Raw genomic sequence first — 23867 nt, 5'->3', positions numbered from 1 at the left:
CGCGGGGGGCAGTGTTACGCGCGCCCGTAGGCCTCTGCAATGGCGACTTGCATCGCCTGTTGCGGGGTCTGATCGCCCCAGATCGCCAGCTGAAAGGCCGGGTAATAGCGCTCGGCACTCAGCACGGCCGCGCTCAGCAGGGTGTCGATCTGCTCGGGCGAGGGGGCCTGCGCGCCCGCCATCACAAGGCCGTAGCGATAGACCATCAGCTTCTCCGCACCCCACCAGGTAAACGCACCCGACCAGCATTGATCGTTGATTTCATTCAAGATTTCATAAAGCGCGGGCAGCTTGTTCTCGGGTGGCTCCATGTCGAAGGTGCACACCAGTCGCAAGGTCTCGTCATGATGCGACCACGCGAGTGTCAGGGAATAGGTGCGCCATTGGCCCTCGACCGCCATGGCGATCTGATCGTCGCCGATCCGGTCGAAATCCCAGTCATGACCTTCGGCGATATGCTCAACGATATCAATGGGATGGAGATCTTCTTGAAAGAAGCTTTCGGAAAGTGCCATGGCGCCGCCTCATTTGCTGTAGCGCGGGGGATGGCGATGCACCCCCAACGCTAGGTGCCTGCTCTACAGGCGGGGGCCATTCCCTCCACCCATACAAGATATGGTGCGGGCATTCCGCCCCCCTGTAAAGCAAATTGTTGGGGATATCTGCAATATGTTGTGGATGGATTGTTCCCAGCCTCAAGGCGTGGCAGACCCGTGCTGCCGCGCCTATCTGCCGTGCCCGCCCTCATAGCCGTTGCGCGCCGGGCCCTGCCAGCCGCGCAACGCCCCGTCCACAGGCCGGAACACCTCGACCATCAGCGGATGGCAGGGGGCCGCATCGCTGGTATGCTCGGCTGAGCAATCGCCGCCCGGGCAGGCACTCAACGCCCCCAGCAGGTCGATCTCGGCAAAGAACTCCAGATGATCCCCGGGCCGCACCGGGCTCGCCTTCATGAAATACTGTCCCGTGTCGCGGGTGAACCCGGTGCACATGAAGACGTTGAGCACATCATGCACATGCCCTTCCGCTTCGGCCAGCGTCACACCCAACTCATCGGCCACCGCGCGCGTCAGGTTGGAATGGCAACAATGGTGATACTGCACCCCCGACAGCAGATTGCCGGTATAGGGATCGCAGCGCGTGCCGATCACGTCATGTACCGAGCCGCCAAATGCATCAATCCCGTACCATTCCAGCGTATCCGCGACAATCGTCGCCATCGGGCGCAAATGCGGGAACGACGACCACAGCCGTTCGCCCCGCGTCACATGTGTGCCATGCAGCGCCCGCGTCTTGCCGGAATAGAACCGCTCCGACAGATCATCCGCGTTCCACAGGTTGAGGTCACCCACCTGCGGCCCCTCGATGCTGGAGATGCGAAAAAACTCACCTGCACCGGCGCGAAAGCACGCCGCCTCACGTGGCGGCACGACCACCTCGGCCACCTTCTCCGCCCCCTCGCGCGCCGCCGCATAGAGCGCCAGATCGGGCCTGGGCAGCGTGTCGACGGGATAGCAGATCACGGGGGCTACGGCGCGACGGGCGTCGGCATCGGCGGGGGCTTGGTTCATCTCTGTCACGTCCTTTTGCGGCGGGGATCGTGACAGACCTTCGGCGCGGTCCCGTCGGATGTAAAGACCTCCGCGCCACAGGCCACGCACTGCCAGCGTCGCCGCAGATCGCAGCCACTCACCCGGTATTCGCGCCACCGGCACCCCCGCGTCGCCCGGTTGGAAAAGATCAGCACAAGGATAAAGGCGACAATCAGCCCGATGACGACGATCATGCGGCTCAGCCCTTGGCCATCGCCGCGATCCTGTCACCGAACTCGCCATAGCTCCGCGCCTGCGCCTCTGGCGAAGATCCCGCCGCCGGATGCCCATCGGGCGCGTCGGCATAATCGAAATTCACCCCCGTGCCCTCGATGATCCGGTTCATCATGTTGAAGAGCGCGCATACCTGCACCGCCTCATAAAGCGCGGCCTCCGACCAGCCCGCGTCATAGACAGCCCTGGCATCGCGCTCCACCAGCTTGCTCGGCAGGGTGTTGAGCTTGGCCACATAGGCCAGCACCGGGCGCAACCGCTCATCAACCGGCGCGCTTTCGAAATCCTCGATCAGCGCATCGATCAGCGCGCCGTCGATCCCGAACACCTCCGCATAGGCGCGATGCGCGCCTGCGCAGAACGTGCAGGCATTGAGCGCCGAGATATAGGTGGCAATCAACTCCCGCTCGCCCACGCTCAGCTCTCCCTCACCGCGCAACAGCCCGTCGGTATATTCCATCAAGGGGCGCACATTCTCGGGAAAACGCGCGTACAGGTCCTGCAGATGCGCGGGGTCGGGCAGGCTCGGCAAGAGCGGCATATCGGTGTCTCCTTTTCTGGGCACGATCCTCCCAAACGCCCGGACAAAAGAAAACCCCCCGCCGCATGCGGCAGGGGGCACATCTGCGTGAGCCTCATGTCACGCGTCGTAATAGGCGTACATCTGCTCCAGCAGGCTCAGGGTCGGGGCCTCGGGCCTGTTCGCCGGGGCCTCGGGGGTGTAATAGGCATCGACCCAATCGGGCAGCGCAGGGATCGGGGTCACAGGATTCTCTGCTGGGTAAGCCATAATCTTTTCTCCATTTTTCGGACAGGTCACAGGTAGTCTTCTGCGCTGCGGCGAAAAACCGACAAACCTGCATTCTGGCCATGCAGGATTTGCAACTCACCCGATCATCAAATCGCCCCACAACCCGAGACTGAACCCCAGCACCGCGCCCAGCGCAGGGGACCACGCCTGCCCCTCATGCGACTCGGGTGCCACGTCCTGAAAGATCAGGTAGAGGATACCGCCAGCCGCAAACAGCATGATGAAGCCCAGCACATCCGGCATCTCTGCCAGAAAGGTAAACCCGATGGCGGCACAGGCGGGGCCAAGAAGGGCAAGGCCGACAAACAGCAACACAATCCGCGCGCCCCTGACCGCCCCGCCCCTGACGATCTCGCGGAACGCGGCAAAGCCTTCGGGCAGGTTCTGCAGAAAGATCAGACCGGCCAGAAGAAAGGCACGCTCTTTCTGCGCCGACAGCAAGGCCCCGATGGCCATCGCCTCGGGCAGATAATCCAGCAGCATCGCCAGAAGCTGCGCCCCGCGCCCGTCCCCGGCCTCCAGCCGACGATCAATGCCAAAGAAGGTCACACCACCCGCCGCAAAGGCCAGCAGCGCGACCGGCGCAGACAGATCCTCCTGGCCATGCGGGACCAGCACCAGCGCGATGGCGGCCAAGAGCGCCCCGCCACCGAAGGCCATGATGCCATTCGTCACCTCGTCCGGCAGCTTGCGGCAGGTTGCCGACAAGGCAAGCACCGCCCCGATCGGCATCGCCGCCCCCGCCATCAGCGTCAGGAGCAGCGCAGACCAGATATCAGCCATGCTGCGACACTACACCAGCCTCACACGTGCCGCTCGACCATCATCTTCTTGATCTCTGCAATCGCCTTGGCCGGGTTTAGCCCCTTGGGGCAGGTCTTGGTGCAGTTCATGATCGTGTGGCATCGATAGAGCTTGAACGGATCTTCCAGATCATCGAGCCGCTCGCCCGTCGCCTCATCGCGAGAATCGATGATCCAGCGATAGGCGTGCAACAGCGCCGCCGGTCCAAGGTATTTATCGCCGTTCCACCAATAGGACGGGCAGGACGTGGAACAACACGCGCACATCACGCACTCATACAGCCCGTCGAGCTTTCCACGATCCTCGATCGACTGCTTCCACTCCTTCGCGGGCCGGTTGGTCTTGGTCTCAAGCCACGGCATGATGCTCTCATGCTGCGCATAGAAATGCGTGAGGTCCGGGATCAGATCCTTGACCACCGGCATATGCGGCAGCGGGTAGATCTTCACATCGCCCTTGATCTCGTCCATGCCGTAGATGCACGCGAGCGTGTTGATCCCGTCGATATTCATCGCGCAAGAGCCGCAAATCCCCTCGCGGCAGGACCGGCGAAAGGTCAGCGTCGGGTCGATCTTGTTCTTGATATAGATCAGCGCATCCAGAACCATCGGCCCGCAATCGTCGAGATCGACGAAATAGGTATCGACCCGCGGGTTCTGCCCGTCATCGGGCGTCCAGCGATAGATCTGGAACTTGCGCATCGTGCCGCCGGTGTCGGGCTTGGGCCAGGTCTTGCCCGTGATCATGCGCGAATTCTTGGGGAGTGTCAGTTGAACCATGATACGTCTCCTTAGAACGTGCGCTCTTTGGGCGCGATCTTCTTGAGGCTGATGCCGCCCTGCTTCTCAGGCGTAATCGGGTCTTCGATGATCGGGCGATAGCTCAGATCGACATCCGTGGCGCCGATCCGCGCAATCGTGTGCACGCGCCAGTTCTTATCGTCGCGGGTGCTGAAATCCTCATGCGCGTGCGCGCCCCGGCTTTCGTGCCGCGCCTCGGCACCAAAGATCGTCGCCAGCGCACAGGGCATCAGGTTGGTCAGCTCCAGCGTCTCCATCAGGTCGCTGTTCCACACAAGGCTGCGATCGGTGACCTTGATATCACCCATCTTGGCGGCGACGCCCTTCATCTTCTCAACCCCCTCGGCCAGCGTCTTGGAGGTGCGGAAGACGGCGGCATCCGCCTGCATGGTCTTTTGCATCTCCAGCCGCAGATCGGCGGTCGGCACCGCGCCATCCGCGTGGCGCAGCGTGTCAAAGCGATCAAGCGCGCGATCCACCTCGGCCACATTGGTCGCGGGCACCGCGCTTTCGGCATCCACCACTTTTCCTGCGCGAATGGCCGCCGCACGGCCAAACACCACAAGGTCAATGAGCGAATTCGAGCCCAGCCGGTTCGCCCCATGCACCGAGGCACAGGCCGCCTCGCCCACGGCCATCAGACCGGGCACCACCGCATGCGGGTCGTCCTTGGTGGGGTTGATCACCTCGCCCCAGTAATTCGCCGGAATGCCGCCCATGTTGTAATGCACCGTAGGCAGCACCGGGATCGGCTCCTTGGTCACGTCGACCCCGGCAAAGATACGCGCGCTCTCGGAAATGCCGGGCAGGCGCAGGTGCAGCGCCTCGGGCGGCAGATGACTCAGGTTCAGGTGGATGTGATCGCCCCCCGGCCCGACACCGCGCCCCTCGCGGATTTCCATCGTCATGCAGCGGCTGACATAGTCGCGCGGGGCCAGATCCTTGTAGTTGGGCGCATAGCGTTCCATGAACCGCTCGCCCTCGGAATTGGTCAGATACCCGCCCTCGCCGCGCGCGCCCTCGGTAATGAGGCACCCTGCCCCGAAAATGCCCGTCGGGTGGAACTGCACAAACTCCATATCCTGAAGCGGCAGACCCGCCCGAGCCACCATGCCGTTACCATCCCCGGTACAGGTATGCGCGCTCGTCGCGCTGAAATACGCCCGGCCATAACCGCCTGTCGCCAGAACCACCGTCTTGGCGTTGAAGACATGCATCGTGCCATCGTCCAGCTTCCAGCAGACGACGCCGGTGCAGGCCCCATCGGTCATGATCAGGTCAATCGCGAAATACTCGATGTAGAACTCGGCCTTTTCCTTCAGGCTCTGCCCGTAAAGCGTGTGCAGGATGGCGTGGCCGGTGCGGTCGGCGGCGGCACAGGTGCGCTGCACCGGGGGGCCTTCACCAAATTCGGTCGTATGCCCGCCAAAGGGACGCTGATAGATCTTGCCCTCTTCGGTGCGCGAGAACGGCACACCGTAATGCTCCAGCTCATAGACCGCCTTGGGGGCCTCGCGCGCCAGATATTCCATCGCATCCGTGTCGCCCAGCCAATCCGACCCCTTGACCGTGTCATACATATGCCATTGCCAGCTGTCGGGGCCCATGTTGCCAAGGCTCGCCGCGATACCGCCCTGTGCGGCCACCGTGTGCGAACGGGTCGGAAAGACCTTGGTCACGCAGGCGGTGCGCAGGCCCTGTTCAGCCATGCCGAGCGTGGCGCGCAGACCGGCCCCACCGGCCCCCACAACCACGACGTCGTAATCATGCGTCTCGTATTCATAAGCAGCCATTTATTCAGGTCCTCACAGCGCGATCTTGGCAAGGGCGAAAAGCCCGGTGGCGATCATTCCGTAACTTAGTACGGTCACGGCGATAATCAGGGCCCGGCGCATCGTGCCATGGGCATAATCCTCGATCATCGTCTGCGCGCCGCCCGCGTAATGGCGCAATCCGAAAAAGATCACGAGGCCGGTCAGGATCGCCATGCCGGGATGCGAAAAGGCTTCCAGCACCTCGGCGCGGTCGCCACCCAGCGCGCGCCCGAAGGCCACCAGAAACACCGGGGTGATGATCGCGAGCCCCACGCCCGACATCTTCATGTACCAGAAATGCTCCGTGCCGGTGCCGGATGCACCTTTGCCCTCGGCCCGTTTACGTGCGGTCAGATAACGCATTTTTCCCTCCTCAGACCAAGAACAGCGTAATAACGGTCAGCACGACCGAGCCGATGATGCAGCCCCATCCCAGCTTTTCCGCCGTGGGAATGTCGAGGCCCTTGCCTGCGTCGAAATAGAAATGCCGCAGCCCCGCCAGATAGTGATACCAGATCGCCCAGAGCGACAGCGTCATCACCAGATCGCCGAACCACGAGGTCAGGACTGCATCGGCCATCGCGAAATAGTCGTCCGAGGTCGAGGCCGCCAGTAGCCACCACACGATCAAGAGCGCCGCCACGATCAGCGCGTTGCCGGTGATCCGCGTCAGGATCGAGGTGATCGAGGTCAACTGCGGGCGGTAGACCTGCAAATGCGGGGACAGTGGGCGTTCTACCTGTTCGGTTTCGGCCATGGAGAACCTCCTTTACAGATGGCGGCGGCGCATGCGCCGGCTCAAGCTGCACCCGTTTTGAAACTTTTTCAGGGCGCTGTCACCTGCAACAGACCAGATTTCCCCTCAATCAGGGCAATTCGCCGCAAAAACTTTATCTTTGTGATCACATAAATAATCGTGTGATCACAATTAAGATGCGCTTGGCCCATTTCATGGCGCGACTCCCCGGTGAGTCTCTGCGCGACATGCGATCATATTCGCCAATAGGCACTTTTATTCCGTGATTTTGTGATCACATCCCTGCGACGCACAGAAAAGGCCCGGTCCGACGTCGGACCGGGCCCTTCAAATTCAGCATCGAACGGCTCAGTGCAGTTTCGCTTCAACCTCGGCAATGCCATTGTCGATCAGCGTATTGCCCTCGGCTGCGGTCATCTGCTTGGCGATCACGTCGCGCGCGGCGGCCACGGCGACAGTCACCGCCTGGTCCCGCACGTCCCGGATCGCCCGCGCCTCGGCGCTCCGGATCTGGTCTTCGGCGGCTTGCAAACGGCGCGCGATCGAGGCCTTGATCTCGTCCTTTGCCTCGGTGGCGGCTTGGGTCGCCTCCTCCTTGGCCTGCGCGATGATCCGCTCGGCCTGATCGTGCACGTCCTTCTGCTTGCGCTCATAGCTTGCCAGCAGAGTCTGTGCCTCTTCACGCAGCGCGCGCGCCTCGTCGAGTTCGGACTTGATGCCGTCCGCCCGCTCGTCCAGCTTCTTGCCGATCAGGCCCGGCACCTTCATGTAGGTCAGGAAACCGACGAACAGCAGGAACGCTAAAAGCACCACGAAATCCGTGTTGCTCAGCGAAAAGAACGGGCCCGAAGCGGCCAGCGCCGGGCTGGCGATCGCGGATGCGGCGACGGTCAGGGTCAGCTTGCGCATGGCAGTCATCCTTTCATCCGGGCGTTGATCGCCGCGTTGACGGTGCGACCATCGGCCTTGCCACCCATGGCCGAGACGATCTCGGCAGCCGTGCCCTTGGCCACCTCGCGCACGCTCTCCATGGCGCTTTCACGGATCTCCGCCAGCTTCTTTTCGCCCTCGGCGGTCCGCTCCGCGATCTCGGCATCGGCCTTTTCATTGGCCTTGTCGAGATCGGCTTTGATCTCGGCCCTGGTCTCGGCGATGATCTTCTGCGCCTCGGCACGGGCATCGGCCAGCGCCTTGTTGTAGGCCTCCTCGGCCTCGACGGCCTTGGCCTTGAGGTCTTCGGCGGCGGCAAGATCGTTGGTGATCGTCCCCTGACGCTCGGCCAGCACTGCCGCGATGCGCGGCAGGGCCACGCGCGACAGGATGAAGTAGATCACGACCAATGACACCAGCAGCCAGAAGATCTGGTTGGAGAATGTCGTGATATCGAGCTGAGGCAAGCCCGTTGCGGCCTCGGCCCCTTGCGTTTCGCTCGCCATGTCGTCCTCCCTGGGGAATGTTCCGGTTACACCGGAAGGCGGCGCATCGCCGCCCTCCGGCCGTAAGGATCAGATACCCGTAAGGCTCAGACGGCGAACATCAGCAGAAGCGCGATGAGGAACGAGAAGATCCCCAGGGCTTCGGCGAATGCGATGCCGATGAACAGCGTCGCGGTCTGACCGGCGGCAGCCGACGGGTTGCGCAGTGCGCCCGCGAGGAAATTGCCGGCCACGTGGCCCACACCGATCGCGGCAGCACCCGAACCGATGCCTGCGAGGCCTGCACCGATGAATTGACCCAGTTGTGCGATATCGCCTTCCATGAGATGTCTCCTTACGTTGGAATTGGCATTGCTAGGTTGGTCGTCAGGCGGGCGAACCCGCCGTCGTCTGGTTGTTCTGATGGTGAACGAGCCCCACCCCCTCAGTGATGCGGATGCAGCGCGTCCTTGAGATAGACGCAGGTGAGGATGGTAAAGACATAGGCCTGGATGAAGGACACCAGCACTTCGAGCCCGTACATCGCCGACACCGCGAGGATCGACAGCGGCGCGATCATCGCCACTTGGCTGAAGCCCGCGAAAACCTTGATCACCGCGTGACCGGCCATCATGTTGCCCGCCAGACGAATGGAGTGGCTGACCGGGCGCACGAAATAGGAAATCAGCTCGATCACCGCCAGGATGGGCCGCAGCGCCAGCGGCGCGGAACTGACCCAAAAGAGGCTCAGGAAGGCCGCGCCGTTCTTGACGAAACCGAGGATCGTCACCGTCAGGAAGACCATCACCGCCAGAACCGCCGTCACCGCGATATGGCTGGTGGTGGTGAACGCCATCGGCAACAGCCCCAGGAAATTGGCAAAGACGATGAACATGAACAGCGTCATGATATAGGGGAAGAACACCAGCGCCTCTTTCCCCGCCACATCCACGACCATCTTGCGCACGAACTCGTAGGCCAGCTCGGCCACCGACTGCATCCGCGACGGGATCGTGGCGCGGCCCGACGTGCCCATGACCAGAAGCGCAAAGATCGCCAGAATGGTCAGCGCCATCCAGAATGTCGCGTTGGTGAGCGTGAACATCCCCACCTCGCCGTCACCAAAGAGCGGCTTGACCAGGAACTGATCCATCGGGTGAAAAGCAAGCCCGCCTTCGCCGGCCCCATGCGCTTCAGTCGCCATCCTTGTCCCTCTCTTCCGCACCCGTCCCGGGCGTCATCGCGTCGCGTCGGATCTCCTCGGCGCTGCGCATCATCGTCTTGACGCCCGCCGCGAGGCCCAGAAATGTGAATATGACAAGGAATATCGGAATGGTGCCAAACAGCTGATCCAACCCGTATCCCATGCCAAAGCCGATCAGAAGACCGGCCACCAGTTCGATCACCATCCGCCAGGCAAGCTGCGCCTGTGAATAATGTTCTTCCTGATGGGGCCTCGGCGCATCCTTGCCCTTGAGCTTGGCAATCCTCGCGTCCAGCTCGGCCAGTCGCTTGCTCTGCTCGGGATCGGTCACGCCACGCCCCCTTCGGAATGTTGCGCCTTTGCTATGGCGCGGGGCCGCGTGAGTCAAGCGCCATACGCGCCAGCGTGGCGCAGGCTCAAGTCATTGTTTAAATGAGTATTTTTTCCATAAAGAAGCAGCAGCGCCCTTCTACCGCAACCGCCCCACCGGAACAATGAGGCGGTTTGCCCATATTCAACTTTGCGGTTGAGTATCAACGCACCACGAAAACCGAGCACTGCGCATGCTGCGCGATATAGCCGCCATGCGAGCTGAAGATATGCTCCAGAAAGCCGGGCTTGTGGCTGGCCATGATCACCAGATCGGCCCCGGTCTTTTCGATTGCCTTCATCAGTTCGGCATTGGTCTCGACCGCCGGATCATGCGCCATCAGCGGGTCGGCCTTGACGGTGACGCCGTATTTCTCGCGCAGCTCATCCGCAAAGCCCTGCAGGCGGTCGCCGAATTCCTGCGGCGTGTGACCCAACTGGCCAGGCAGTTCACCGCCCACGCTGACCACGTCGATCGACGCGCCATGGCGCTTGGCCATGTCCCCGGCCACATCGAGCGCCTTGCCCAACGTATCCTTGTGAACCAGATCGACGGGAACCATGATTTTGGAGAACATATTCTTTCCTTTCGCGTTTCCTTGGGTCGCTGTTTGAACCTAATGGGGCCAGCCTGACATTGCTTTGTCCCAGATCAAACCCCTTTTCCGGCCAAAGAACCCGGAAAAATGGCGCGTTTAGTGTGGCCCCGCCCGTGATCGCCGTTGACGCGCGGGGCGCGCTCGGGCCTATAAGCGGCATGGACAAATCCCCCGCCCTCGACAGTGTTTTCGCCGCCCTCGCCGACCCGACCCGGCGCGCGATCCTGTCGATGCTGCTTGAGGATGACATGGCCGTGACGGACGTGGCCGAGCCGTTCGAGATGAGCCTCGCCGCGATTTCCAAGCATCTCGGCATCCTCAGCCGCGCCGGTCTGATCAGTCAGGAACGGCGCGGCCGCGTGGTCTGGTGCAGGCTGGAGCCCGACGCGCTGCGCGACGCCTCGATCTGGATGCAGGGTTTCGGCCAGTTCGAGGCGGTGCATCTCGACGCGTTCGAGCGGTTCCTGCGCACGGAACTGCCCGATGACACCTGACGCCCACAACCTTTACCCCGGAACTGCGCCAATTGCGCGCCGATCTGCGCGCGGGCGGCGTTATCTGAGGGCTGCGCTCTCGTCCTTCAAGAGCAGCACCAGCGCCAGCACCGTCAGCCCGACGCCACCCAGCACCATCACCGGCGGCAGCGCATGGCCCAGCGCCACCTGCCACAGCGCCACCCATGTTGGCACCAGATAGGTATAGGCCATGACCTTGGCGCTCGGCAGGTTGAGGCTGGCATATTGCAACAACACGAAGGACATCGCCGTCGCGCAAACCGCCGTGTAAACCAGCGTGATCCAGACAATGCCGGGCAGCGCCGCCCAATCGGTCGCGCGGATCTCGGACCAGCCCGCCGCCGTCACCAGCAGCGCCGCGCCGATCATCGTGCCAAAGGAAAACGCCACCGGCGTCTCGCCTCGGTTGAGCCGCCGCACCAGCGGCGTATAGACCGCATGTGCCACGCAGCCCCAGAAGAAAATCGCCTCGCCGCGCCCGATCTCGAAGGCCATCAGCGCCACCGGATCGGCCCGGAAAATCACCCAGAGTGCCCCCGCCGCCCCAACCGCCAGCGCCAGCGCCATGCGCGGCGTGGTGATCTGGCGCAAGAGCACATAGCCCGCCAGCCCCGACACGATCGGCGTCAGGGTGAAAACGGCCGAGGCAGAAACCGGCGCCGCTGTTTTGAGCCCCTCGAACATCAGAACGAAATAAAGCCCCATCGCGCCACCCAGCAGCAGATACCGCCAGGGCGCGCGCCAGGTGGTGCGCGGAATGCCGGGGCCGAGTGCGGCCACCGCCCCCACGACCATCGCGGCCAGCACAAAGCGCGGAGCATTGAGGGCTGCGGGCGCGATATGCGGCGTCGCCATCGCGCCCAGCGCGAAGGACCCCGCCACCAGACCCGAGAAGCAGAGCATCGCCAGATGCCCGCGCAACGCCCCGCTCATCCGGTCTGCCACGCGCCCGCGCGCGCCTTGAGAAACGTGAGAAACGCCTGCACCTTGGTGGTGCGGTGCAGATCCATATGGGTCACCAGCCACAGCGGCGCCGCCCATTCCGGCCTGGGCGGCATCACCTGCACCAGCCCCGGCACCTCTTTCGCCTGCAACACCGAGGTAAACCCGATCCCCGCCCCTGCAAGGATCGCGTTGCGCTGCGCATGCACGTCGCCCGAGCGGAACACGATATTCTCGCCCGGTACATTGTCCTGCAACCACCGGTAAAACGGTGCGCGCGTCTTGGGGTCATCCGCCCCGATAAAGCGGTGCTGCCCGAATTCCTCGCAGCCCCCGGGCAGCCCGTGCCGCGCCGCGTAGCCCTCGCTGGCATAGAGCGTGAACTGCTGATGAAAGAACGGCTGCACCACGTTGTCGGGCTGATCGGGCACACTGCCTGCCCGAATGGCCACATGCGCCTCGCCATATTCCAGCCGAAACAGGCGATCCCCGGTCAGGTAGCGCACCACCAGTTCGGGATAGCCCTGCTGAAACTCCGCCAGCACCGGGGCCAGCAGATGGCTCAGCCCGCCAATGGATGTCACGACCAACTCGCCCGACACGTCATTGCCGCGCCCCTTGATCCGCCCCGCCAATTGGTTGAACTGATCGTCTGTCGCCTGCGCTACGCGCAGCAGGTCACCGCCCGCCTCGGTCGGCGTATAGCCCCGCGCATGGCGCTGAAACAGCTTCACCCCCAGCCGCTCCTCCAGCGCGTCGATATGGCGGATCACGGTGGCATGGTGGACGCCCAGCACCTCCGCCGCCCCGCTCACCGTACCCACGCGCGCCACGTTATAGGCGGTCCGCACCTCGTCCCAATTGTCCATCACCGCCCGCATCCTCGCTTTCTGTGCATCTCTCAACATGAAAGGCCGCCGTTCAATCTATACGTTCGCGCGCAAACCACAACGGCCCTGCCCCCGCGCTTGACTCCCCCGGCCCGCGCGCGTAAACGCCACCCCAACACCCCGGAAGCCGCATGCTTCCGGTCCCGGGCGCGGTCTGGGATCGCCCCCCGTCAGCGCGTTGCGCCCACGGGGGCGTTTATCGTTTGAACCGTTGCCCCTATATCGGGTGACAGATGAGTTAACCGGCGAAGGAGCCCGAGTGATGTTTGAAAATCTGTCCGAACGCCTCTCCGGCGTCCTCGACCGGCTGACCAGGCAGGGCGCGCTCTCGGAAGAGGACGTCAAGACCGCCCTGCGCGAGGTGCGCGTGGCACTTCTGGAGGCCGACGTCTCCCTGCCCGTCGCCCGCGAGTTCATCAAGAAGGTTGAATCCCAGGCCACCGGTCAGGCGGTCACCAAATCGGTGACGCCAGGCCAGCAGGTGGTCAAGATCGTGCACGACGCCCTGATCGAGACGCTGCGCGGGGCCGACGACCCCGGCGCGCTCAAGATCGACAACCCGCCCGCGCCGATTCTGATGGTCGGCCTTCAGGGCTCGGGCAAGACCACCACCACCGCCAAGCTTGCCAAGCGCCTGAAAGAGCGTGACGGCAAGAAGGTGCTGATGGCCTCGCTCGACGTCAACCGCCCGGCAGCGATGGAACAGCTGGCAATCCTCGGCCAGCAGATCGGCGTCGACACACTGCCGATCGTCAAGGGCGAAGACCCGGTTGCCATCGCCAGGCGCGCCAAGACCCAAGCATCCTTGGGCGGCTACGATGTCTACATGCTGGATACGGCGGGTCGCCTGCATATCGACACCGACCTGATCGCGCAAGCCGCCGCCGTGCGCGACGTGGCCAACCCGCGCGAAACCCTGCTCGTGGTCGATGGCCTGACCGGTCAGGATGCCGTCAATGTCGCGACAGAGTTTGACGACAAGATCGGCGTCACCGGCGTCGTCCTCACCCGGATGGACGGCGACGGGCGCGGCGGTGCGGCCCTGTCGATGCGCGCCGTCACCGGCAAGCCGATCCGCTTCGTGGGCTTGGGCGAAAAGATGGACGCCATCGAGACCTTCGAGCCCGAGCGCATCGCCGGCCGCATCCTCGGCATGGGCGATATCGTGGCGCTGGTGGAAAAGGCGCAGGAAACCATCGAGGCCGAACAGGCCGAACGCATGATGCGCCGCATGCAAAAGGGTCAGTTCAACATGAACGACCTGCGCAGCCAGCTTGAGCAGATGCAGAAGATGGGCGGCATGGAAGGGCTGATGGGCATGATGCCGGGCATGGGCAAGATGGCCAAACAGGTGCAGGAGGCGGGCTTTGACGACAAGGTCATCATCCGCCAGATCGCCCTGATCCAGTCGATGACGAAAAAGGAACGCGCCAACCCCGCCCTGCTGCAGGCCAGCCGCAAGAAACGCATCGCCAGGGGCGCCGGGCAAGAGGTCTCCGACCTCAACAAGCTGCTTAAGATGCACCGCCAGATGGCCGACATGATGAAGAAACTCGGCAAGGGCAAAGGCGGCATGATGAAACAGGCGATGAAATCCATGATGGGCAAGGGCGGCATGCCCGACATGAACGACCCCAAGGCAATGGAAGAGGCCGCGCGCGCCATGGGCGGCAAACTGCCCGGCGGTCTGGGCGGCATGGGTGGCGGCGGCATGGGCCTGCCCCCCGGCCTCTCGGGCTTCGGGAAAAAGAAATAAGCCGATGCTTTCACTGTTCCCAAAATACTCAAATGCAACCGTGCAACCGGCACAGCGCCGGGGCAAGGCACGGCCATGACCCTCACAGCCGCCCCCATAATCGACACGCCCCGCCTGATCCTGCGCGGGCCGGGCGCGCGCGACATCGAGCCGATGATCGCCTTCCTGCTGGATCAGGACCGGGCCGCAGGCTTTGGCCCGTCCCCCAACCGGGGCGACGCATGGCGCTGGTTCGCGCTCAACGTGGGCCACTGGCATATCCACGGCTACGGCTATTTCACGATAGAGGACAAGGCCAGCGGCCAACCCGCAGGCATCACCGGCATCTGGAATCCCGAAGGCTGGCCCGAACCGGAACTGGGCTGGGTGGTCTTTGACGGCTTCGAGGGGCGTGGCATCGCCTATGAGGCCGCACTCTGCGCACGCCAATGGGCCTACGAGGCGCTTGGCTTCACCACTCTCACCTCCAACATCGTGCCGGGCAACACCCGCTCCATCGCGCTTGCCGAACGCCTCGGCTGCTGGTTCGAGCGCGAATATGAAAATATCCAGATGGGCCGCGATTTCCTCTATCGCCACCCTGGCCCCGACGCCATCCTTGGCCGCGACGATGACAGCTCGGTCGAGGCCTGCGCATGACCACCCTCACCCTGCATATCCCCACGGTCGAGGCCGGTGACATCGTGCTGCGCGCCATCTGCGAAGACGATCTTGACCCGCTCGCCACCTTCTACGCGGGCGCGCGCAGCCACTTTGTCGGCGGGCCGCTGGAGCGGGCCGATTGCTGGCGGCTCATCGCGGGCAACCTCGGCCATTGGGCGCTGCGCGGTTATGGCATGTGGGTGATCTCGGACCGCGCCAGTGGCGACCCGATGGGGATCTGCGGCTTCATCTACCGCGAGGGCTGGGACGAGCCGGAACTGGGCTGGCAGGTCTGGGACGGGTACGAGGGGCGCGGCATCGCCTCTCGCGCCGCGCGCGCCGCGCGTGCGCACGGGGCGACGCAGTTCGGCCTCGATGGCGTGATCTCCTATATCGACGCGGGCAACACCCGCTCGCTGGCGCTGGCCAAACGTCTCGGCGCTCGGTTCGAGCGGGACGGCACGCTTCTGGGCAAGCCCTGTCAGGTCTGGCGCCATCCCAGGGCGTCGGAGGTGGCCGCATGAGCAGCTATCCCGACATCCCCGTGATCGAGACCCGACGCCTGCGACTGCGCGGCCCCGAGGCCGGGGACTATCCCGATTTCAAGGCGACTTTCGCCTCCTACCGTTCGCGCTTCATGGGCGGGCCGCTCAATCCTTACGAGGCGTGGATGCTCTACGCCGCCGAGATCGGTCATTGGGCGGTGCGCGGCTTCGGCATGTGGATGGTCCACGACAAGCTTACGGACGAGACCTACGGCATGGCCGGCGGCTGGTTCCCCGCCAAATGGCCCGAGCGTGAGATCGCCTGGATCATCTGGCCCGACAAGGCCGGCAAGGGATATGCGCTCGAGGCCACCCATGCCGTGCGCCGCCATCTCTACGAACGGCAGGGCTGGGACGGGGCGGTCAGCTATATCGACCCCAAGAACCTCGACAGCATCCGCCTGGCCGAGCGTCTGGGCTGCGTCAAGGACCGCGAAGCCGCCACCATCGACGGCTCGGATGCGGTCTATCGCCATCCCGCGCCCGCCGCCGCCTCGTCGGGGCAACTGCGCGACGGGATCGAGCTCGAAATAGACCATTACTGCGACCCGACGTTCAGACCGAAGGGGATGCCCATTGACTGACATGAGCCTGACCTGCGCACCGACGCGATACCGACGTGATACCGACGCGATACCGTACGGCAATCTCGCCCATTCGGAGCATCGCCATGACCAGTGACGCCACCCGCGCCGCCGCCCTTCTGGCCGAGCACCGCGAGAGCATCGACCGGCTCGACGCGATCCTCGTCTTCACCCTGGCAGAGCGGTTCAAGCACACCCAGGCCGTGGGCAAGCTCAAGGCCGAACACGACCTTCCCCCGTCCGATCCGGCGCGCGAAGCCGCGCAGATCGAGCGGCTAGAAGACCTGGCGAAATCCGCCGACCTCGACCCGGAATTCGCCCGTGAATTCCTCAACTTCATCATCGCCGAAGTTATTCGGCATCACCAGAAACACCAATCGTAGGGTGGGGCTCACCCCCACCAAACCCCTGCCATTAAAGGAGAATATCAAATGGCCATGAAAATCCGTCTCGCCCGTGGTGGCTCGAAAAAGCGCCCCTTCTATCGCATCGTGGCCGCCGACAGCCGCATGCCGCGCGATGGCCGCTTCATCGAGAAACTGGGCACCTACAACCCGCTCCTGCCCAAGGACAGCGAAGACCGCGTCAAGATGGACGTGGAGCGCATCCAGCACTGGCTGGCACAGGGCGCCCAGCCCACCGACCGCATCAGCCGCATGCTCGAAAACGCAGGCGTGATCGCCAAGAAAGAGCGCGCCAACCTGAAAAAGGCCGTCCCCGGCAAGAAAGCCCAGGACCGCGCCGAAGAGAAAGCCGCCAAGGCTGCCGCCGCCGAGGCACCGGCCGAAGAGTAAGACGGGCAAGGCGCTGGAATGTCAGAGTTTTCCGCAGACTTCCAGACCAGCCTGCGCGATCTCATGCGGTGGCGCCGCGACGTGCGCCGCTTCCGCACCGATCCCGTGGACGAGGCAATCCTGCGCGATTGCCTCGACGCGTTTCTGCTCGCACCCTCGGTGGGCCTCAGCGAGCCGTGGCGCGTGATCGAGGTGCAGAGCCCCGCCGCCCGCGCCGCAGCCCTGGCCAATTTCAGCGCCGCCAACGCACAGGCGCTCGACGGCTATGACGGAGAAAAGGCGCATCTTTACAGCAGCTTGAAACTCTCCGGCATGCAAGAGGCCCCGGTACAACTGGCGATCTGGTGCGACGACAGCACCGACAAGGGCGCGGGTCTGGGGGCGGCCACCATGCCCGAAACCCGGCGCTATTCCGTGGTGGGCGCGATCACGCTCTTTTGGCTCACCGCGCGCGCGCGCGGCCTCGGCGTCGGCTGGGTGTCGATCCTTGACCCGGGTCAACTGGCCCAAGACCTTGATATCCCACACGATTGGTCGCTCGTGGCCTATCTCTGCGTGGGCTGGCCCGAGGCCCGCAGCGACACGCCCGAGCTTGAACAAGCCGGATGGGAGACGCGCCGCCCCACCCTTCCGACAGAGACGCGCTGATGTCAGCCAACCCTTTGCAGAACCGCGATTTTCCCCTAACCTGCCCGGCAGGTCACAACCGTGAGAGAGCAGCATGACCGACGATCACCATATCTGCGTGGGGGCCATCGCCGGGGCCTTCGGCGTCAAGGGCGAGTTGCGCCTCAAGAGCTTCACTGCATCCCCCGAGGATATCGCCGACTATGCGCCGCTCAGCACCGAGGACGGCAGCCGCGACTTCGATCTTACCCTGACGGGGCAGACCTCCGGCGCGCTCACCGCGCGGCTTTCGGGCATCGCCACCAAGGAACAGGCCGACGCCCTGCGCGGCGTCCGGCTCTATGTGCCCCGCGAGCGATTGCCAAGCCTGCCGGATGACGAGTTTTACCACGCAGACCTGATCGGGCTGGAGGTGTTCGACACCGGCGGCACGGTGCTTGGCCGGGTCAAGGCGGTGCTCAACCACGGCGCAGCGGACCTTTTGGAAATCCACGGCCCCGGCCTCACATCCACGGTGCTCTTGCCCTTCACCCGCGACGCCGTGCCGACGGTCGATCTGGCAGCCGGGCGCATTGTTGCAGACCCGCCCGAGGGGCTGTTCTAGGCGGTGCGAATCCTGCTCCATCCCGGTTTTCACAAGACCGGCACATCGAACCCGCACCGCGGCGCGCGACTTTCTCGCACTCAACCGCTCTGCCGTGGGCGGCGAGGCACTGGCCGGGGCCAAACGCAAGATGCTGCGCCGCTACCGCCGCGCCGAGCAATCTGATCTCTGAACCAGTCAAACCCCTTGCCCGACCCCCGATTCAAAGGTTAAGCGGCAGCATCATGAGCGACACACCGAAATCCCACGGGCGCAAATCCATCCGCGCCACCCTGCAACCGCGAGAGCTGATAACCGCCGCGCCGGAGCTTGCCCGCGCATGGAAGGCGCAGGTCATTACGCTCGTGCCGCAGGCATTTCCGGGCGTTCTGGGCGAAAGCCTTACTGGCCGCGCGCTCAAGGACGGACTGTGGTCGCTCACCCCGATCGACCTGCGCCCCTTTGGCGAGGGCAAGCATCGCAATGTCGATGACACCCCCGCCGGGGGCGGCGCGGGAATGGTCCTGCGCGCCGATGTGATGGGCCGCGCCATCGACCGCGCGCAGGATAGCGCACCGCGCGGCGCGCCGCTCATTTACCTCAGCCCGCGCGGGCGGCGCTTCGATCAGGCCATGGCGCAACGCCTTGCCCAAGCGTCCGGCGTGACGTTGATCTGCGGTCGCTTTGAGGGGCTGGATGAGCGCGTGATCGAGCATTACGGGATCGAAGAGGTCTCCTTGGGCGATTTCGTGATGACCGGCGGAGAGATCGCGGCACTGGCTTTAATCGACGCCTGCGTGCGGCTCTTGCCCGGCGTTCTGGGCAATGCCGAGAGCGCCGTCGAGGAAAGCCATTCGAGCGGCCTTCTGGAACATCCGCACTACACCCGCCCCGCCGAATGGCAGGGCCGCCCGATCCCCGAGGTGCTGACCTCGGGCGATCACGCCAAGGTGGCGGCGTGGCGGCGCGAGATGTCCGAACGCCTCACCGCCGACCGTCGCCCCGACCTTTGGGAACAACACCTGAAATCGCGCCGCGACAAGGCTTGATCCGCCCCTCGAATGCGCCTATACACCGCGCTGTCTGGAATCGGCATCGCTGTTCCGGACGTGGTTCTTATTGGCACATCACACCGCCCGGGCTTCTTCGGCCCTGAGGGGTGCCTGCGGAAACGGCTGAACAAGACAAGGACGACCCTGATCTCTGGCGGGCGCGGCATGCGGACCCGGAAGAAGACCAAGAGCTCTGAGGGACGCAAACCACCTTTGCGGGGAAAACCGCAAGCAGATCAGGAGAATAGCGATGGATATTATCGCTCAGTTGGAGGCGGAACAGATCGCCTCGCTCGGGAAGACAATTCCCGATTTCAAGGCCGGCGACACGATCCGCGTCGGCTACAAGGTGACCGAAGGCACCCGTACCCGTGTGCAGAACTTCGAAGGCGTCTGCATCAGCCGCAACAACGGCAAGGGCATCGCAGGCTCGTTCACCGTCCGCAAGATTTCCTTTGGCGAAGGCGTGGAGCGCATGTTCCCGCTCTATTCGACCAATATCGAGCATATCGAGGTGGTGCGCCGTGGCCGCGTCCGCCGCGCCAAGCTCTACTACCTGCGCGCGCGCCGCGGCAAATCGGCCCGCATCGCGGAAGACACCCATTACAAGCCCCTCAAGGGCAAGTCGGCGTAAGGACTGGCAAGATGAAAAAAGAAATCCACCCCGATTACCACCTCATCGACGTCAAGCTGACCGATGGTACCGTCGTGCAGATGCGCTCGACCTACGGCGCCGAGGGTGACACGCTCTCGCTCGACATCGACCCCTCGGTGCACCCGGCCTGGACCGGCGGCTCCTCGCGTCTGATGGACACCGGCGGCCGCGTGTCGAAGTTCAAGAACAAGTATGCCGGCCTCGGCTTCTGAAGCCACGGGCACGACGCACACGGATCACGCCGTCCCTCGGGGCGGCGTTTTCTTTTGGCTCGGGCCGCGCTTTACTTTGTGCTAAGGAATCGGCGATATACTGAGTATTCGAAAGTTGTTTTCAGTCTGAGCACCGAAAACGTGACCCTGCGGAGGGCCAACTCCGCAGGGTCTTCTTTTTTCAGGAACTCAAAGCCCCGTCAAAAGCCGGATGACCGTGACCAACAGCGTTCCCGCTGCCAGAAAGACCATCCACCTCCGAAAATTGCTTTCATTCGGCCTGATCACCTCGTTCTGCCGCGATGGATTGCACCAGCACTACAGGCGGAATTTCGCTAACAGTCTCTCGACGGGCCCCTACTCCGCCGCCTCCGCGTAATCCTCTAGCGGCGGGCAGGTACAGATCAGGTGCCGGTCGCCATGGACATTGTCCACCCGATTGACCGGCGGCCAGTACTTGTCCACCCGGAAGGCCCCTGGCGGGAAACAGCCCTGTTCGCGGCTATAGGGCCGATCCCAATCGCGGATGAGATCCTCCATGGTGTGCGGCGCGTTCTTGAGCGGGTTGTTCTCCGCATCCATGCGGCCCTCTTCGATGTCGCGGATCTCCTGCCGGATGGCCAGCATCGCCTCACAAAAACGGTCCAACTCGGCCTTGGTCTCGCTCTCCGTGGGCTCCACCATCAGCGTGCCGGGCACCGGGAAGCTCATGGTGGGGGCATGAAAGCCGCAATCCATCAGCCGCTTGGCGATATCGTCCACGGTGATGCCCGCGCTCGTCTCGAAGGGGCGCGTGTCGAGGATGCATTCATGCGCCACCCGGCCCGTCGGCCCCTTGTAGAGCACGTCATAGGACCCCTCCAGCCGCTTGGCGATGTAATTGGCATTGAGGATCGCCACCCGCGTCGCCTGCGTCAGGCCCGCGCCACCCATCATCAGGCAATAGGCCCATGAAATCGGCAGCAGCGAGGGCGAGCCATAGGGCGCGGCACTCACCGGCCCCTCTTCGCCGCCCGTCTCGGGGTGCCCTGGCAGATGCGGCACCAGATGCGCCTTGACGCCAATCGGTCCCATGCCGGGCCCGCCGCCGCCATGCGGGATGCAGAATGTCTTGTGCAGGTTGAGATGGCTGACATCTCCGCCCACATCGCCGGGCCGCGCAAGCCCTACCATGGCGTTCATGTTGGCCCCGTCGATATAGACCTGCCCGCCGTGCTTATGCGTGATCTCACAGACTTCGCGCACCGTCTCCTCGAAGACGCCATGCGTCGAGGGATAGGTAATCATGCAGCCGGCAAGGTTTTCCGAGTGTTTCTCGGCCTTGGCGCGGAAGTCCTCCACGTCGATATCGCCATTCTCGGCGGATTTCACCACGACCACATCCCAGCCCACCATATGCGCGCTCGCCGGGTTGGTGCCATGCGCGCTCTTGGGGATGAGGCAGACGCGGCGATGACCCTCACCTTGCGCACGGTGATATGCGGAAATCGTCAAAAGTCCCGCATACTCCCCCTGCGCGCCGGAGTTGGGCTGCATCGAAATCGCGGCATAACCGGTGATGTCGCACAGCTTGGCCGACAGATCGTCGATCATCTCCTTGTAGCCGAGCGCCTGATCCGCAGGCACAAAGGGATGCAGAAGCGAGAACTCAGGCCAACTCACCGGCATCATCTCGGCGGCGGAATTGAGTTTCATGGTGCAGGACCCAAGCGGGATCATCGCCCGGTCAAGCGCGAGATCGCGATCTGCCAGACGGCGCATGTAGCGCATCATCTCGGTCTCGGCCCGGTTCATGTGGAAGATCGGATGAGTCAGATACGCACTCTCGCGTTGCAGCGCCTCGGGGATGCGATATTCGGGTGTGAAATCGCTGTCTTCCATGATGATGCCAAAGGCGCGCCAAACCGCCTCCACGGTCTTGGTGCGGGTGCGCTCATCCAGCGTGATGCCGATCTTGGTATTGCCGACGCGGCGCAGGTTCACGCCCTCGCGCACCGCAGATTGGAGCACACCACGCTGCAGAAGGCCCACATCGACGGTGATCGTATCGAAGAAATCACCCGGCTCGACGTGAAAGCCAGCCGCTTCCAGCCCCTTGGCCAGCCGCACGGTCTTGCGGTGAATGCGCTGCGCAATGGCGCGCAGGCCCTTGGGGCCGTGAAACACCGCATACATCGACGCCATGACGGCCAAGAGCGCCTGCGCGGTGCAGACATTCGACGTAGCTTTCTCGCGGCGGATATGCTGTTCGCGGGTTTGCAGGCTGAGGCGATAGGCACGGTTGCCGTGACTGTCCACGCTCACCCCCACAATGCGGCCCGGCAGGGCGCGCTTATAGGCGTCTTTCGTGGCCATATAGGCGGCATGCGGGCCGCCATAACCCACCGGCACGCCGAACCGCTGCGTCGAACCCACGGCGATATCGGCCCCCATGGCGCCCGGCTCTTTTAGCAGGGTCAGCGCCAGCGGGTCGGCGATCACGATGCCGATGGCCTTCGCCTCGTGCAAAGCCGCGATCTCGCCCGAGAAATCGCGCAGATGCCCATGAGTACCGGGATACTGAAAGATCGCGCCAAAGACCTTGTCGGCCTCCATGTCCTCGGGCGCGCCCACGATCACCTCTATATCCAGCGGGGCCGCGCGGGTCTGCATCACGGCGATGTTCTGCGGATGGCAATTCTCATCGACAAAGAACGCCCGCGCCTTCGACTTGGCGACGCGCTGCGCCATGGTCATCGCCTCGGCCGCCGCCGTCGCCTCGTCCAGCAGCGAGGCATTGGCAATCTCCAGCCCGGTCAGATCGCTGACCATGGTCTGGAAATTCAACAACGCCTCAAGCCGCCCCTGGCTGATCTCGGGCTGATAGGGCGTGTAGGCGGTGTACCAGGCCGGGTTCTCAAAGATATTGCGCTGGATCGCGGGCGGCGTGACGGTGCCATGATAGCCCTGCCCGATCAGCGAGGTCAGTACCTTGTTCCTGGATGCTGTCTGCGACATGTGATGCAGCAATTCGCTTTCCGACTTGGGCTTGCCGAAATCGAGGGGGGCCTCCTGCCGGATGGATTTCGGCACCGTCTCGTCGATCAGCGCATCAAGGGTCTCCACGCCCAGCACCTCGAACATCTCGCCCATCTCCTCGGGCGAGGGGCCGATATGGCGGCGATTGGCGAAATCATAGGGTAGATAGTCGGTCGCTGTGAACGGCATGGTCATGTCCTCATCGCATCCGGGGTCGGCGCTCGCCGGCCCCCTGATTCATCGTTCCGAAAATACTCTCACTGAGGGATAAAACTCAGCCGATGTATTTCTTGTAGGCGGCCTCATCCATCAGATCGTCCATCTGACCGGGCTCGGACGGCTTGATCTTGAAGAACCATGCTTCGCCCATCGGATCATCATTGACCTTGCCGGGCTCATCGGTGAGCACCTCGTTGACCTCGACGATCTCGCCGTCGATGGGCGCAAGGATATCCGAGGCCGCCTTGACGCTCTCGATCACCACGATCTCGTCATCCTTGGTGACCTGCGTGCCGACCTCGGGCAGTTCGACGAATACCACATCGCCCAGTTGTTCGCTGGCATGTTCGGTAATGCCCACGACCACGACATCGTCCTCTGCGCGCAGCCATTCATGTTCTTCGGTGAATTTCATCTTGTGCTCCCTGATGCTG

At 63.6% G+C, this 23867-nt stretch carries 32 protein-coding genes; 12 read left to right on the top strand and 20 right to left on the bottom strand.

Annotation, left to right across the window (positions count from 1 at the left end; genetic code table 11):
• Positions 1 to 14: 14 nt before the first annotated feature.
• The 16 genes from BHD06_RS00705 to BHD06_RS00635 form a co-directional block, all read right to left on the bottom strand.
• Complete coding sequence (locus BHD06_RS00705) at positions 15 to 515, bottom strand: YbjN domain-containing protein (protein ID WP_080455061.1); 501 nt, start codon at positions 513 to 515, stop codon at positions 15 to 17.
• A gap of 210 nt (positions 516 to 725) precedes the next feature.
• Positions 726 to 1571 (bottom strand): DUF1989 domain-containing protein, encoded by an 846-nt coding sequence (locus BHD06_RS00700; RefSeq protein WP_080455060.1) that lies wholly within the window; start codon positions 1569 to 1571, stop codon positions 726 to 728.
• A gap of 5 nt (positions 1572 to 1576) precedes the next feature.
• Entirely contained in the window at positions 1577 to 1786 is a 210-nt protein-coding gene (locus tag BHD06_RS00695; protein WP_080455059.1) for a hypothetical protein, read from the bottom strand.
• A gap of 5 nt (positions 1787 to 1791) precedes the next feature.
• Positions 1792 to 2367, bottom strand: a complete 576-nt coding sequence (locus tag BHD06_RS00690) for a carboxymuconolactone decarboxylase family protein (RefSeq protein ID WP_080455058.1) — start codon at positions 2365 to 2367, stop codon at positions 1792 to 1794.
• A 99-nt stretch (positions 2368 to 2466) separates the two neighbouring features.
• Positions 2467 to 2616, bottom strand: a complete 150-nt coding sequence (locus BHD06_RS23535) for a hypothetical protein (protein WP_176214244.1) — start codon at positions 2614 to 2616, stop codon at positions 2467 to 2469.
• 96 nt (positions 2617 to 2712) lie between these two features.
• The gene (locus BHD06_RS00685; RefSeq protein WP_080455057.1) at positions 2713 to 3420 is read right to left on the bottom strand and encodes a ZIP family metal transporter; all 708 of its coding nucleotides are present in this window, start codon (positions 3418 to 3420) and stop codon (positions 2713 to 2715) included.
• 20 nt (positions 3421 to 3440) lie between these two features.
• Positions 3441 to 4220 carry a succinate dehydrogenase iron-sulfur subunit gene (locus tag BHD06_RS00680; protein ID WP_080455056.1) on the bottom strand — a complete coding sequence of 260 codons (780 nt, stop codon included), beginning with the start codon at positions 4218 to 4220 and terminating at the stop codon, positions 3441 to 3443.
• Positions 4221 to 4231: 11 nt separating this feature from the next.
• Complete coding sequence (gene sdhA / locus BHD06_RS00675) at positions 4232 to 6034, bottom strand: succinate dehydrogenase flavoprotein subunit (RefSeq protein ID WP_080455055.1); 1803 nt, start codon at positions 6032 to 6034, stop codon at positions 4232 to 4234.
• Between the two features lie 12 nt (positions 6035 to 6046).
• Positions 6047 to 6418 (bottom strand): succinate dehydrogenase, hydrophobic membrane anchor protein, encoded by a 372-nt coding sequence (gene sdhD, locus BHD06_RS00670; RefSeq protein ID WP_080455054.1) that lies wholly within the window; start codon positions 6416 to 6418, stop codon positions 6047 to 6049.
• Between the two features lie 10 nt (positions 6419 to 6428).
• A complete protein-coding gene (sdhC, locus tag BHD06_RS00665; protein WP_080455053.1) occupies positions 6429 to 6812 on the bottom strand; it encodes a succinate dehydrogenase, cytochrome b556 subunit in 384 nt (127 codons plus the stop codon).
• 348 nt (positions 6813 to 7160) lie between these two features.
• On the bottom strand, positions 7161 to 7721 hold the full coding sequence (locus tag BHD06_RS00660; protein WP_080455536.1) for a F0F1 ATP synthase subunit B: 561 nt from the start codon (positions 7719 to 7721) through the stop codon (positions 7161 to 7163).
• 5 nt (positions 7722 to 7726) lie between these two features.
• Positions 7727 to 8248, bottom strand: coding sequence for a F0F1 ATP synthase subunit B' (locus tag BHD06_RS00655; protein WP_080455052.1), 522 nt, complete (start codon positions 8246 to 8248; stop codon positions 7727 to 7729).
• A gap of 86 nt (positions 8249 to 8334) precedes the next feature.
• Positions 8335 to 8571 carry a F0F1 ATP synthase subunit C gene (locus BHD06_RS00650; protein WP_009816528.1) on the bottom strand — a complete coding sequence of 79 codons (237 nt, stop codon included), beginning with the start codon at positions 8569 to 8571 and terminating at the stop codon, positions 8335 to 8337.
• Positions 8572 to 8672: 101 nt separating this feature from the next.
• Complete coding sequence (locus BHD06_RS00645; RefSeq protein WP_080455051.1) at positions 8673 to 9431, bottom strand: F0F1 ATP synthase subunit A; 759 nt, start codon at positions 9429 to 9431, stop codon at positions 8673 to 8675.
• Positions 9421 to 9762, bottom strand: a complete 342-nt coding sequence (locus BHD06_RS00640) for an AtpZ/AtpI family protein (RefSeq protein ID WP_080455050.1) — start codon at positions 9760 to 9762, stop codon at positions 9421 to 9423. Before BHD06_RS00640 ends, BHD06_RS00645 begins: the two co-directional genes overlap by 11 nt.
• Positions 9763 to 9964: 202 nt before the next feature.
• Entirely contained in the window at positions 9965 to 10378 is a 414-nt protein-coding gene (locus BHD06_RS00635; protein ID WP_080455049.1) for a universal stress protein, read from the bottom strand.
• Between the two features lie 179 nt (positions 10379 to 10557).
• On the opposite strand from BHD06_RS00635, the gene BHD06_RS00630 reads away from it, so the two are divergent.
• Positions 10558 to 10893 (top strand): metalloregulator ArsR/SmtB family transcription factor, encoded by a 336-nt coding sequence (locus tag BHD06_RS00630; RefSeq protein WP_080455535.1) that lies wholly within the window; start codon positions 10558 to 10560, stop codon positions 10891 to 10893.
• A 60-nt stretch (positions 10894 to 10953) separates the two neighbouring features.
• Here BHD06_RS00630 and BHD06_RS00625 read toward each other — a convergent pair whose 3' ends face one another.
• Positions 10954 to 11847 (bottom strand): DMT family transporter, encoded by an 894-nt coding sequence (locus tag BHD06_RS00625; RefSeq protein WP_080455048.1) that lies wholly within the window; start codon positions 11845 to 11847, stop codon positions 10954 to 10956.
• Positions 11844 to 12725, bottom strand: a complete 882-nt coding sequence (locus BHD06_RS00620) for a LysR family transcriptional regulator (RefSeq protein ID WP_080455534.1) — start codon at positions 12723 to 12725, stop codon at positions 11844 to 11846. Before BHD06_RS00620 ends, BHD06_RS00625 begins: the two co-directional genes overlap by 4 nt.
• 283 nt (positions 12726 to 13008) lie before the next feature.
• Here BHD06_RS00620 and ffh point away from each other — a divergent pair, with 283 nt between their 5' ends.
• The 11 genes from ffh (at position 13009) to rpmE (ending at position 20196) form a co-directional block, all read left to right on the top strand.
• Positions 13009 to 14502 (top strand): signal recognition particle protein, encoded by a 1494-nt coding sequence (gene ffh / locus BHD06_RS00615; RefSeq protein WP_080455047.1) that lies wholly within the window; start codon positions 13009 to 13011, stop codon positions 14500 to 14502.
• A gap of 75 nt (positions 14503 to 14577) precedes the next feature.
• Complete coding sequence (locus BHD06_RS00610; RefSeq protein ID WP_080455046.1) at positions 14578 to 15141, top strand: GNAT family N-acetyltransferase; 564 nt, start codon at positions 14578 to 14580, stop codon at positions 15139 to 15141.
• Positions 15138 to 15668: a GNAT family N-acetyltransferase gene (locus BHD06_RS00605; RefSeq protein WP_080455045.1), complete on the top strand. Its 531-nt coding sequence runs from the start codon at positions 15138 to 15140 to the stop codon at positions 15666 to 15668. Before BHD06_RS00610 ends, BHD06_RS00605 begins: the two co-directional genes overlap by 4 nt.
• Positions 15665 to 16273 carry a GNAT family N-acetyltransferase gene (locus BHD06_RS00600; RefSeq protein WP_080455044.1) on the top strand — a complete coding sequence of 203 codons (609 nt, stop codon included), beginning with the start codon at positions 15665 to 15667 and terminating at the stop codon, positions 16271 to 16273. Before BHD06_RS00605 ends, BHD06_RS00600 begins: the two co-directional genes overlap by 4 nt.
• An 86-nt stretch (positions 16274 to 16359) precedes the next feature.
• Entirely contained in the window at positions 16360 to 16656 is a 297-nt protein-coding gene (locus tag BHD06_RS00595) for a chorismate mutase (protein ID WP_080455043.1), read from the top strand.
• 48 nt (positions 16657 to 16704) lie between these two features.
• The gene (gene rpsP / locus BHD06_RS00590) at positions 16705 to 17067 is read left to right on the top strand and encodes a 30S ribosomal protein S16 (protein ID WP_080455042.1); all 363 of its coding nucleotides are present in this window, start codon (positions 16705 to 16707) and stop codon (positions 17065 to 17067) included.
• An 18-nt stretch (positions 17068 to 17085) separates the two neighbouring features.
• Positions 17086 to 17715, top strand: a complete 630-nt coding sequence (gene bluB, locus BHD06_RS00585; protein ID WP_080455041.1) for a 5,6-dimethylbenzimidazole synthase — start codon at positions 17086 to 17088, stop codon at positions 17713 to 17715.
• 73 nt (positions 17716 to 17788) lie between these two features.
• The gene (gene rimM / locus BHD06_RS00580) at positions 17789 to 18298 is read left to right on the top strand and encodes a ribosome maturation factor RimM (RefSeq protein WP_080455040.1); all 510 of its coding nucleotides are present in this window, start codon (positions 17789 to 17791) and stop codon (positions 18296 to 18298) included.
• Between the two features lie 224 nt (positions 18299 to 18522).
• On the top strand, positions 18523 to 19326 hold the full coding sequence (trmD, locus tag BHD06_RS00575; RefSeq protein ID WP_080455039.1) for a tRNA (guanosine(37)-N1)-methyltransferase TrmD: 804 nt from the start codon (positions 18523 to 18525) through the stop codon (positions 19324 to 19326).
• Positions 19327 to 19579: 253 nt separating this feature from the next.
• Positions 19580 to 19963, top strand: a complete 384-nt coding sequence (gene rplS, locus BHD06_RS00570) for a 50S ribosomal protein L19 (protein WP_050661394.1) — start codon at positions 19580 to 19582, stop codon at positions 19961 to 19963.
• 11 nt (positions 19964 to 19974) lie between these two features.
• Entirely contained in the window at positions 19975 to 20196 is a 222-nt protein-coding gene (gene rpmE / locus BHD06_RS00565) for a 50S ribosomal protein L31 (protein WP_050661393.1), read from the top strand.
• 357 nt (positions 20197 to 20553) lie between these two features.
• Here rpmE and gcvP read toward each other — a convergent pair whose 3' ends face one another.
• Together gcvP and gcvH are read right to left on the bottom strand one after the other, a co-directional pair.
• A complete protein-coding gene (gcvP, locus tag BHD06_RS00560; RefSeq protein WP_080455533.1) occupies positions 20554 to 23403 on the bottom strand; it encodes an aminomethyl-transferring glycine dehydrogenase in 2850 nt (949 codons plus the stop codon).
• A gap of 85 nt (positions 23404 to 23488) precedes the next feature.
• On the bottom strand, positions 23489 to 23848 hold the full coding sequence (gcvH, locus tag BHD06_RS00555) for a glycine cleavage system protein GcvH (protein ID WP_080455038.1): 360 nt from the start codon (positions 23846 to 23848) through the stop codon (positions 23489 to 23491).
• Positions 23849 to 23867 lie beyond the last annotated feature (19 nt).

It is taken from the genome of Roseovarius sp. A-2 (genome assembly GCF_002072155.1).
GTDB lineage: Bacteria > Pseudomonadota > Alphaproteobacteria > Rhodobacterales > Rhodobacteraceae > Roseovarius.
The sequence above is the reverse complement of the archived record's forward strand: the minus strand, read 5'-3'. Positions and strand labels throughout refer to the sequence as shown.

Excerpts from the sequence above, each read along its gene's own strand:
- BHD06_RS00705 (WP_080455061.1), bottom strand. The coding sequence starts at position 515 with ATGGCACTTTCCGAAAGCTTCTTTCAAGAAGATCTCCATCCCATTGAT.
- BHD06_RS00700 (WP_080455060.1), bottom strand. The coding sequence starts at position 1,571 with ATGAACCAAGCCCCCGCCGATGCCGACGCCCGTCGCGCCGTAGCCCCC.
- BHD06_RS00695 (WP_080455059.1), bottom strand. The coding sequence starts at position 1,786 with ATGATCGTCGTCATCGGGCTGATTGTCGCCTTTATCCTTGTGCTGATC.
- BHD06_RS00690 (WP_080455058.1), bottom strand. The coding sequence starts at position 2,367 with ATGCCGCTCTTGCCGAGCCTGCCCGACCCCGCGCATCTGCAGGACCTG.
- BHD06_RS23535 (WP_176214244.1), bottom strand. The coding sequence starts at position 2,616 with ATGGCTTACCCAGCAGAGAATCCTGTGACCCCGATCCCTGCGCTGCCC.
- BHD06_RS00685 (WP_080455057.1), bottom strand. The coding sequence starts at position 3,420 with ATGGCTGATATCTGGTCTGCGCTGCTCCTGACGCTGATGGCGGGGGCG.
- BHD06_RS00680 (WP_080455056.1), bottom strand. The coding sequence starts at position 4,220 with ATGGTTCAACTGACACTCCCCAAGAATTCGCGCATGATCACGGGCAAG.
- sdhA (WP_080455055.1), bottom strand. The coding sequence starts at position 6,034 with ATGGCTGCTTATGAATACGAGACGCATGATTACGACGTCGTGGTTGTG.
- sdhD (WP_080455054.1), bottom strand. The coding sequence starts at position 6,418 with ATGCGTTATCTGACCGCACGTAAACGGGCCGAGGGCAAAGGTGCATCC.
- sdhC (WP_080455053.1), bottom strand. The coding sequence starts at position 6,812 with ATGGCCGAAACCGAACAGGTAGAACGCCCACTGTCCCCGCATTTGCAG.
- BHD06_RS00660 (WP_080455536.1), bottom strand. The coding sequence starts at position 7,721 with ATGCGCAAGCTGACCCTGACCGTCGCCGCATCCGCGATCGCCAGCCCG.
- BHD06_RS00655 (WP_080455052.1), bottom strand. The coding sequence starts at position 8,248 with ATGGCGAGCGAAACGCAAGGGGCCGAGGCCGCAACGGGCTTGCCTCAG.
- BHD06_RS00650 (WP_009816528.1), bottom strand. The coding sequence starts at position 8,571 with ATGGAAGGCGATATCGCACAACTGGGTCAATTCATCGGTGCAGGCCTC.
- BHD06_RS00645 (WP_080455051.1), bottom strand. The coding sequence starts at position 9,431 with ATGGCGACTGAAGCGCATGGGGCCGGCGAAGGCGGGCTTGCTTTTCAC.
- BHD06_RS00635 (WP_080455049.1), bottom strand. The coding sequence starts at position 10,378 with ATGTTCTCCAAAATCATGGTTCCCGTCGATCTGGTTCACAAGGATACG.
- BHD06_RS00630 (WP_080455535.1), top strand. The coding sequence starts at position 10,558 with ATGGACAAATCCCCCGCCCTCGACAGTGTTTTCGCCGCCCTCGCCGAC.
- BHD06_RS00625 (WP_080455048.1), bottom strand. The coding sequence starts at position 11,847 with ATGAGCGGGGCGTTGCGCGGGCATCTGGCGATGCTCTGCTTCTCGGGT.
- BHD06_RS00620 (WP_080455534.1), bottom strand. The coding sequence starts at position 12,725 with ATGGACAATTGGGACGAGGTGCGGACCGCCTATAACGTGGCGCGCGTG.
- ffh (WP_080455047.1), top strand. The coding sequence starts at position 13,009 with ATGTTTGAAAATCTGTCCGAACGCCTCTCCGGCGTCCTCGACCGGCTG.
- BHD06_RS00610 (WP_080455046.1), top strand. The coding sequence starts at position 14,578 with ATGACCCTCACAGCCGCCCCCATAATCGACACGCCCCGCCTGATCCTG.
- BHD06_RS00605 (WP_080455045.1), top strand. The coding sequence starts at position 15,138 with ATGACCACCCTCACCCTGCATATCCCCACGGTCGAGGCCGGTGACATC.
- BHD06_RS00600 (WP_080455044.1), top strand. The coding sequence starts at position 15,665 with ATGAGCAGCTATCCCGACATCCCCGTGATCGAGACCCGACGCCTGCGA.
- BHD06_RS00595 (WP_080455043.1), top strand. The coding sequence starts at position 16,360 with ATGACCAGTGACGCCACCCGCGCCGCCGCCCTTCTGGCCGAGCACCGC.
- rpsP (WP_080455042.1), top strand. The coding sequence starts at position 16,705 with ATGGCCATGAAAATCCGTCTCGCCCGTGGTGGCTCGAAAAAGCGCCCC.
- bluB (WP_080455041.1), top strand. The coding sequence starts at position 17,086 with ATGTCAGAGTTTTCCGCAGACTTCCAGACCAGCCTGCGCGATCTCATG.
- rimM (WP_080455040.1), top strand. The coding sequence starts at position 17,789 with ATGACCGACGATCACCATATCTGCGTGGGGGCCATCGCCGGGGCCTTC.
- trmD (WP_080455039.1), top strand. The coding sequence starts at position 18,523 with ATGAGCGACACACCGAAATCCCACGGGCGCAAATCCATCCGCGCCACC.
- rplS (WP_050661394.1), top strand. The coding sequence starts at position 19,580 with ATGGATATTATCGCTCAGTTGGAGGCGGAACAGATCGCCTCGCTCGGG.
- rpmE (WP_050661393.1), top strand. The coding sequence starts at position 19,975 with ATGAAAAAAGAAATCCACCCCGATTACCACCTCATCGACGTCAAGCTG.
- gcvP (WP_080455533.1), bottom strand. The coding sequence starts at position 23,403 with ATGCCGTTCACAGCGACCGACTATCTACCCTATGATTTCGCCAATCGC.
- gcvH (WP_080455038.1), bottom strand. The coding sequence starts at position 23,848 with ATGAAATTCACCGAAGAACATGAATGGCTGCGCGCAGAGGACGATGTC.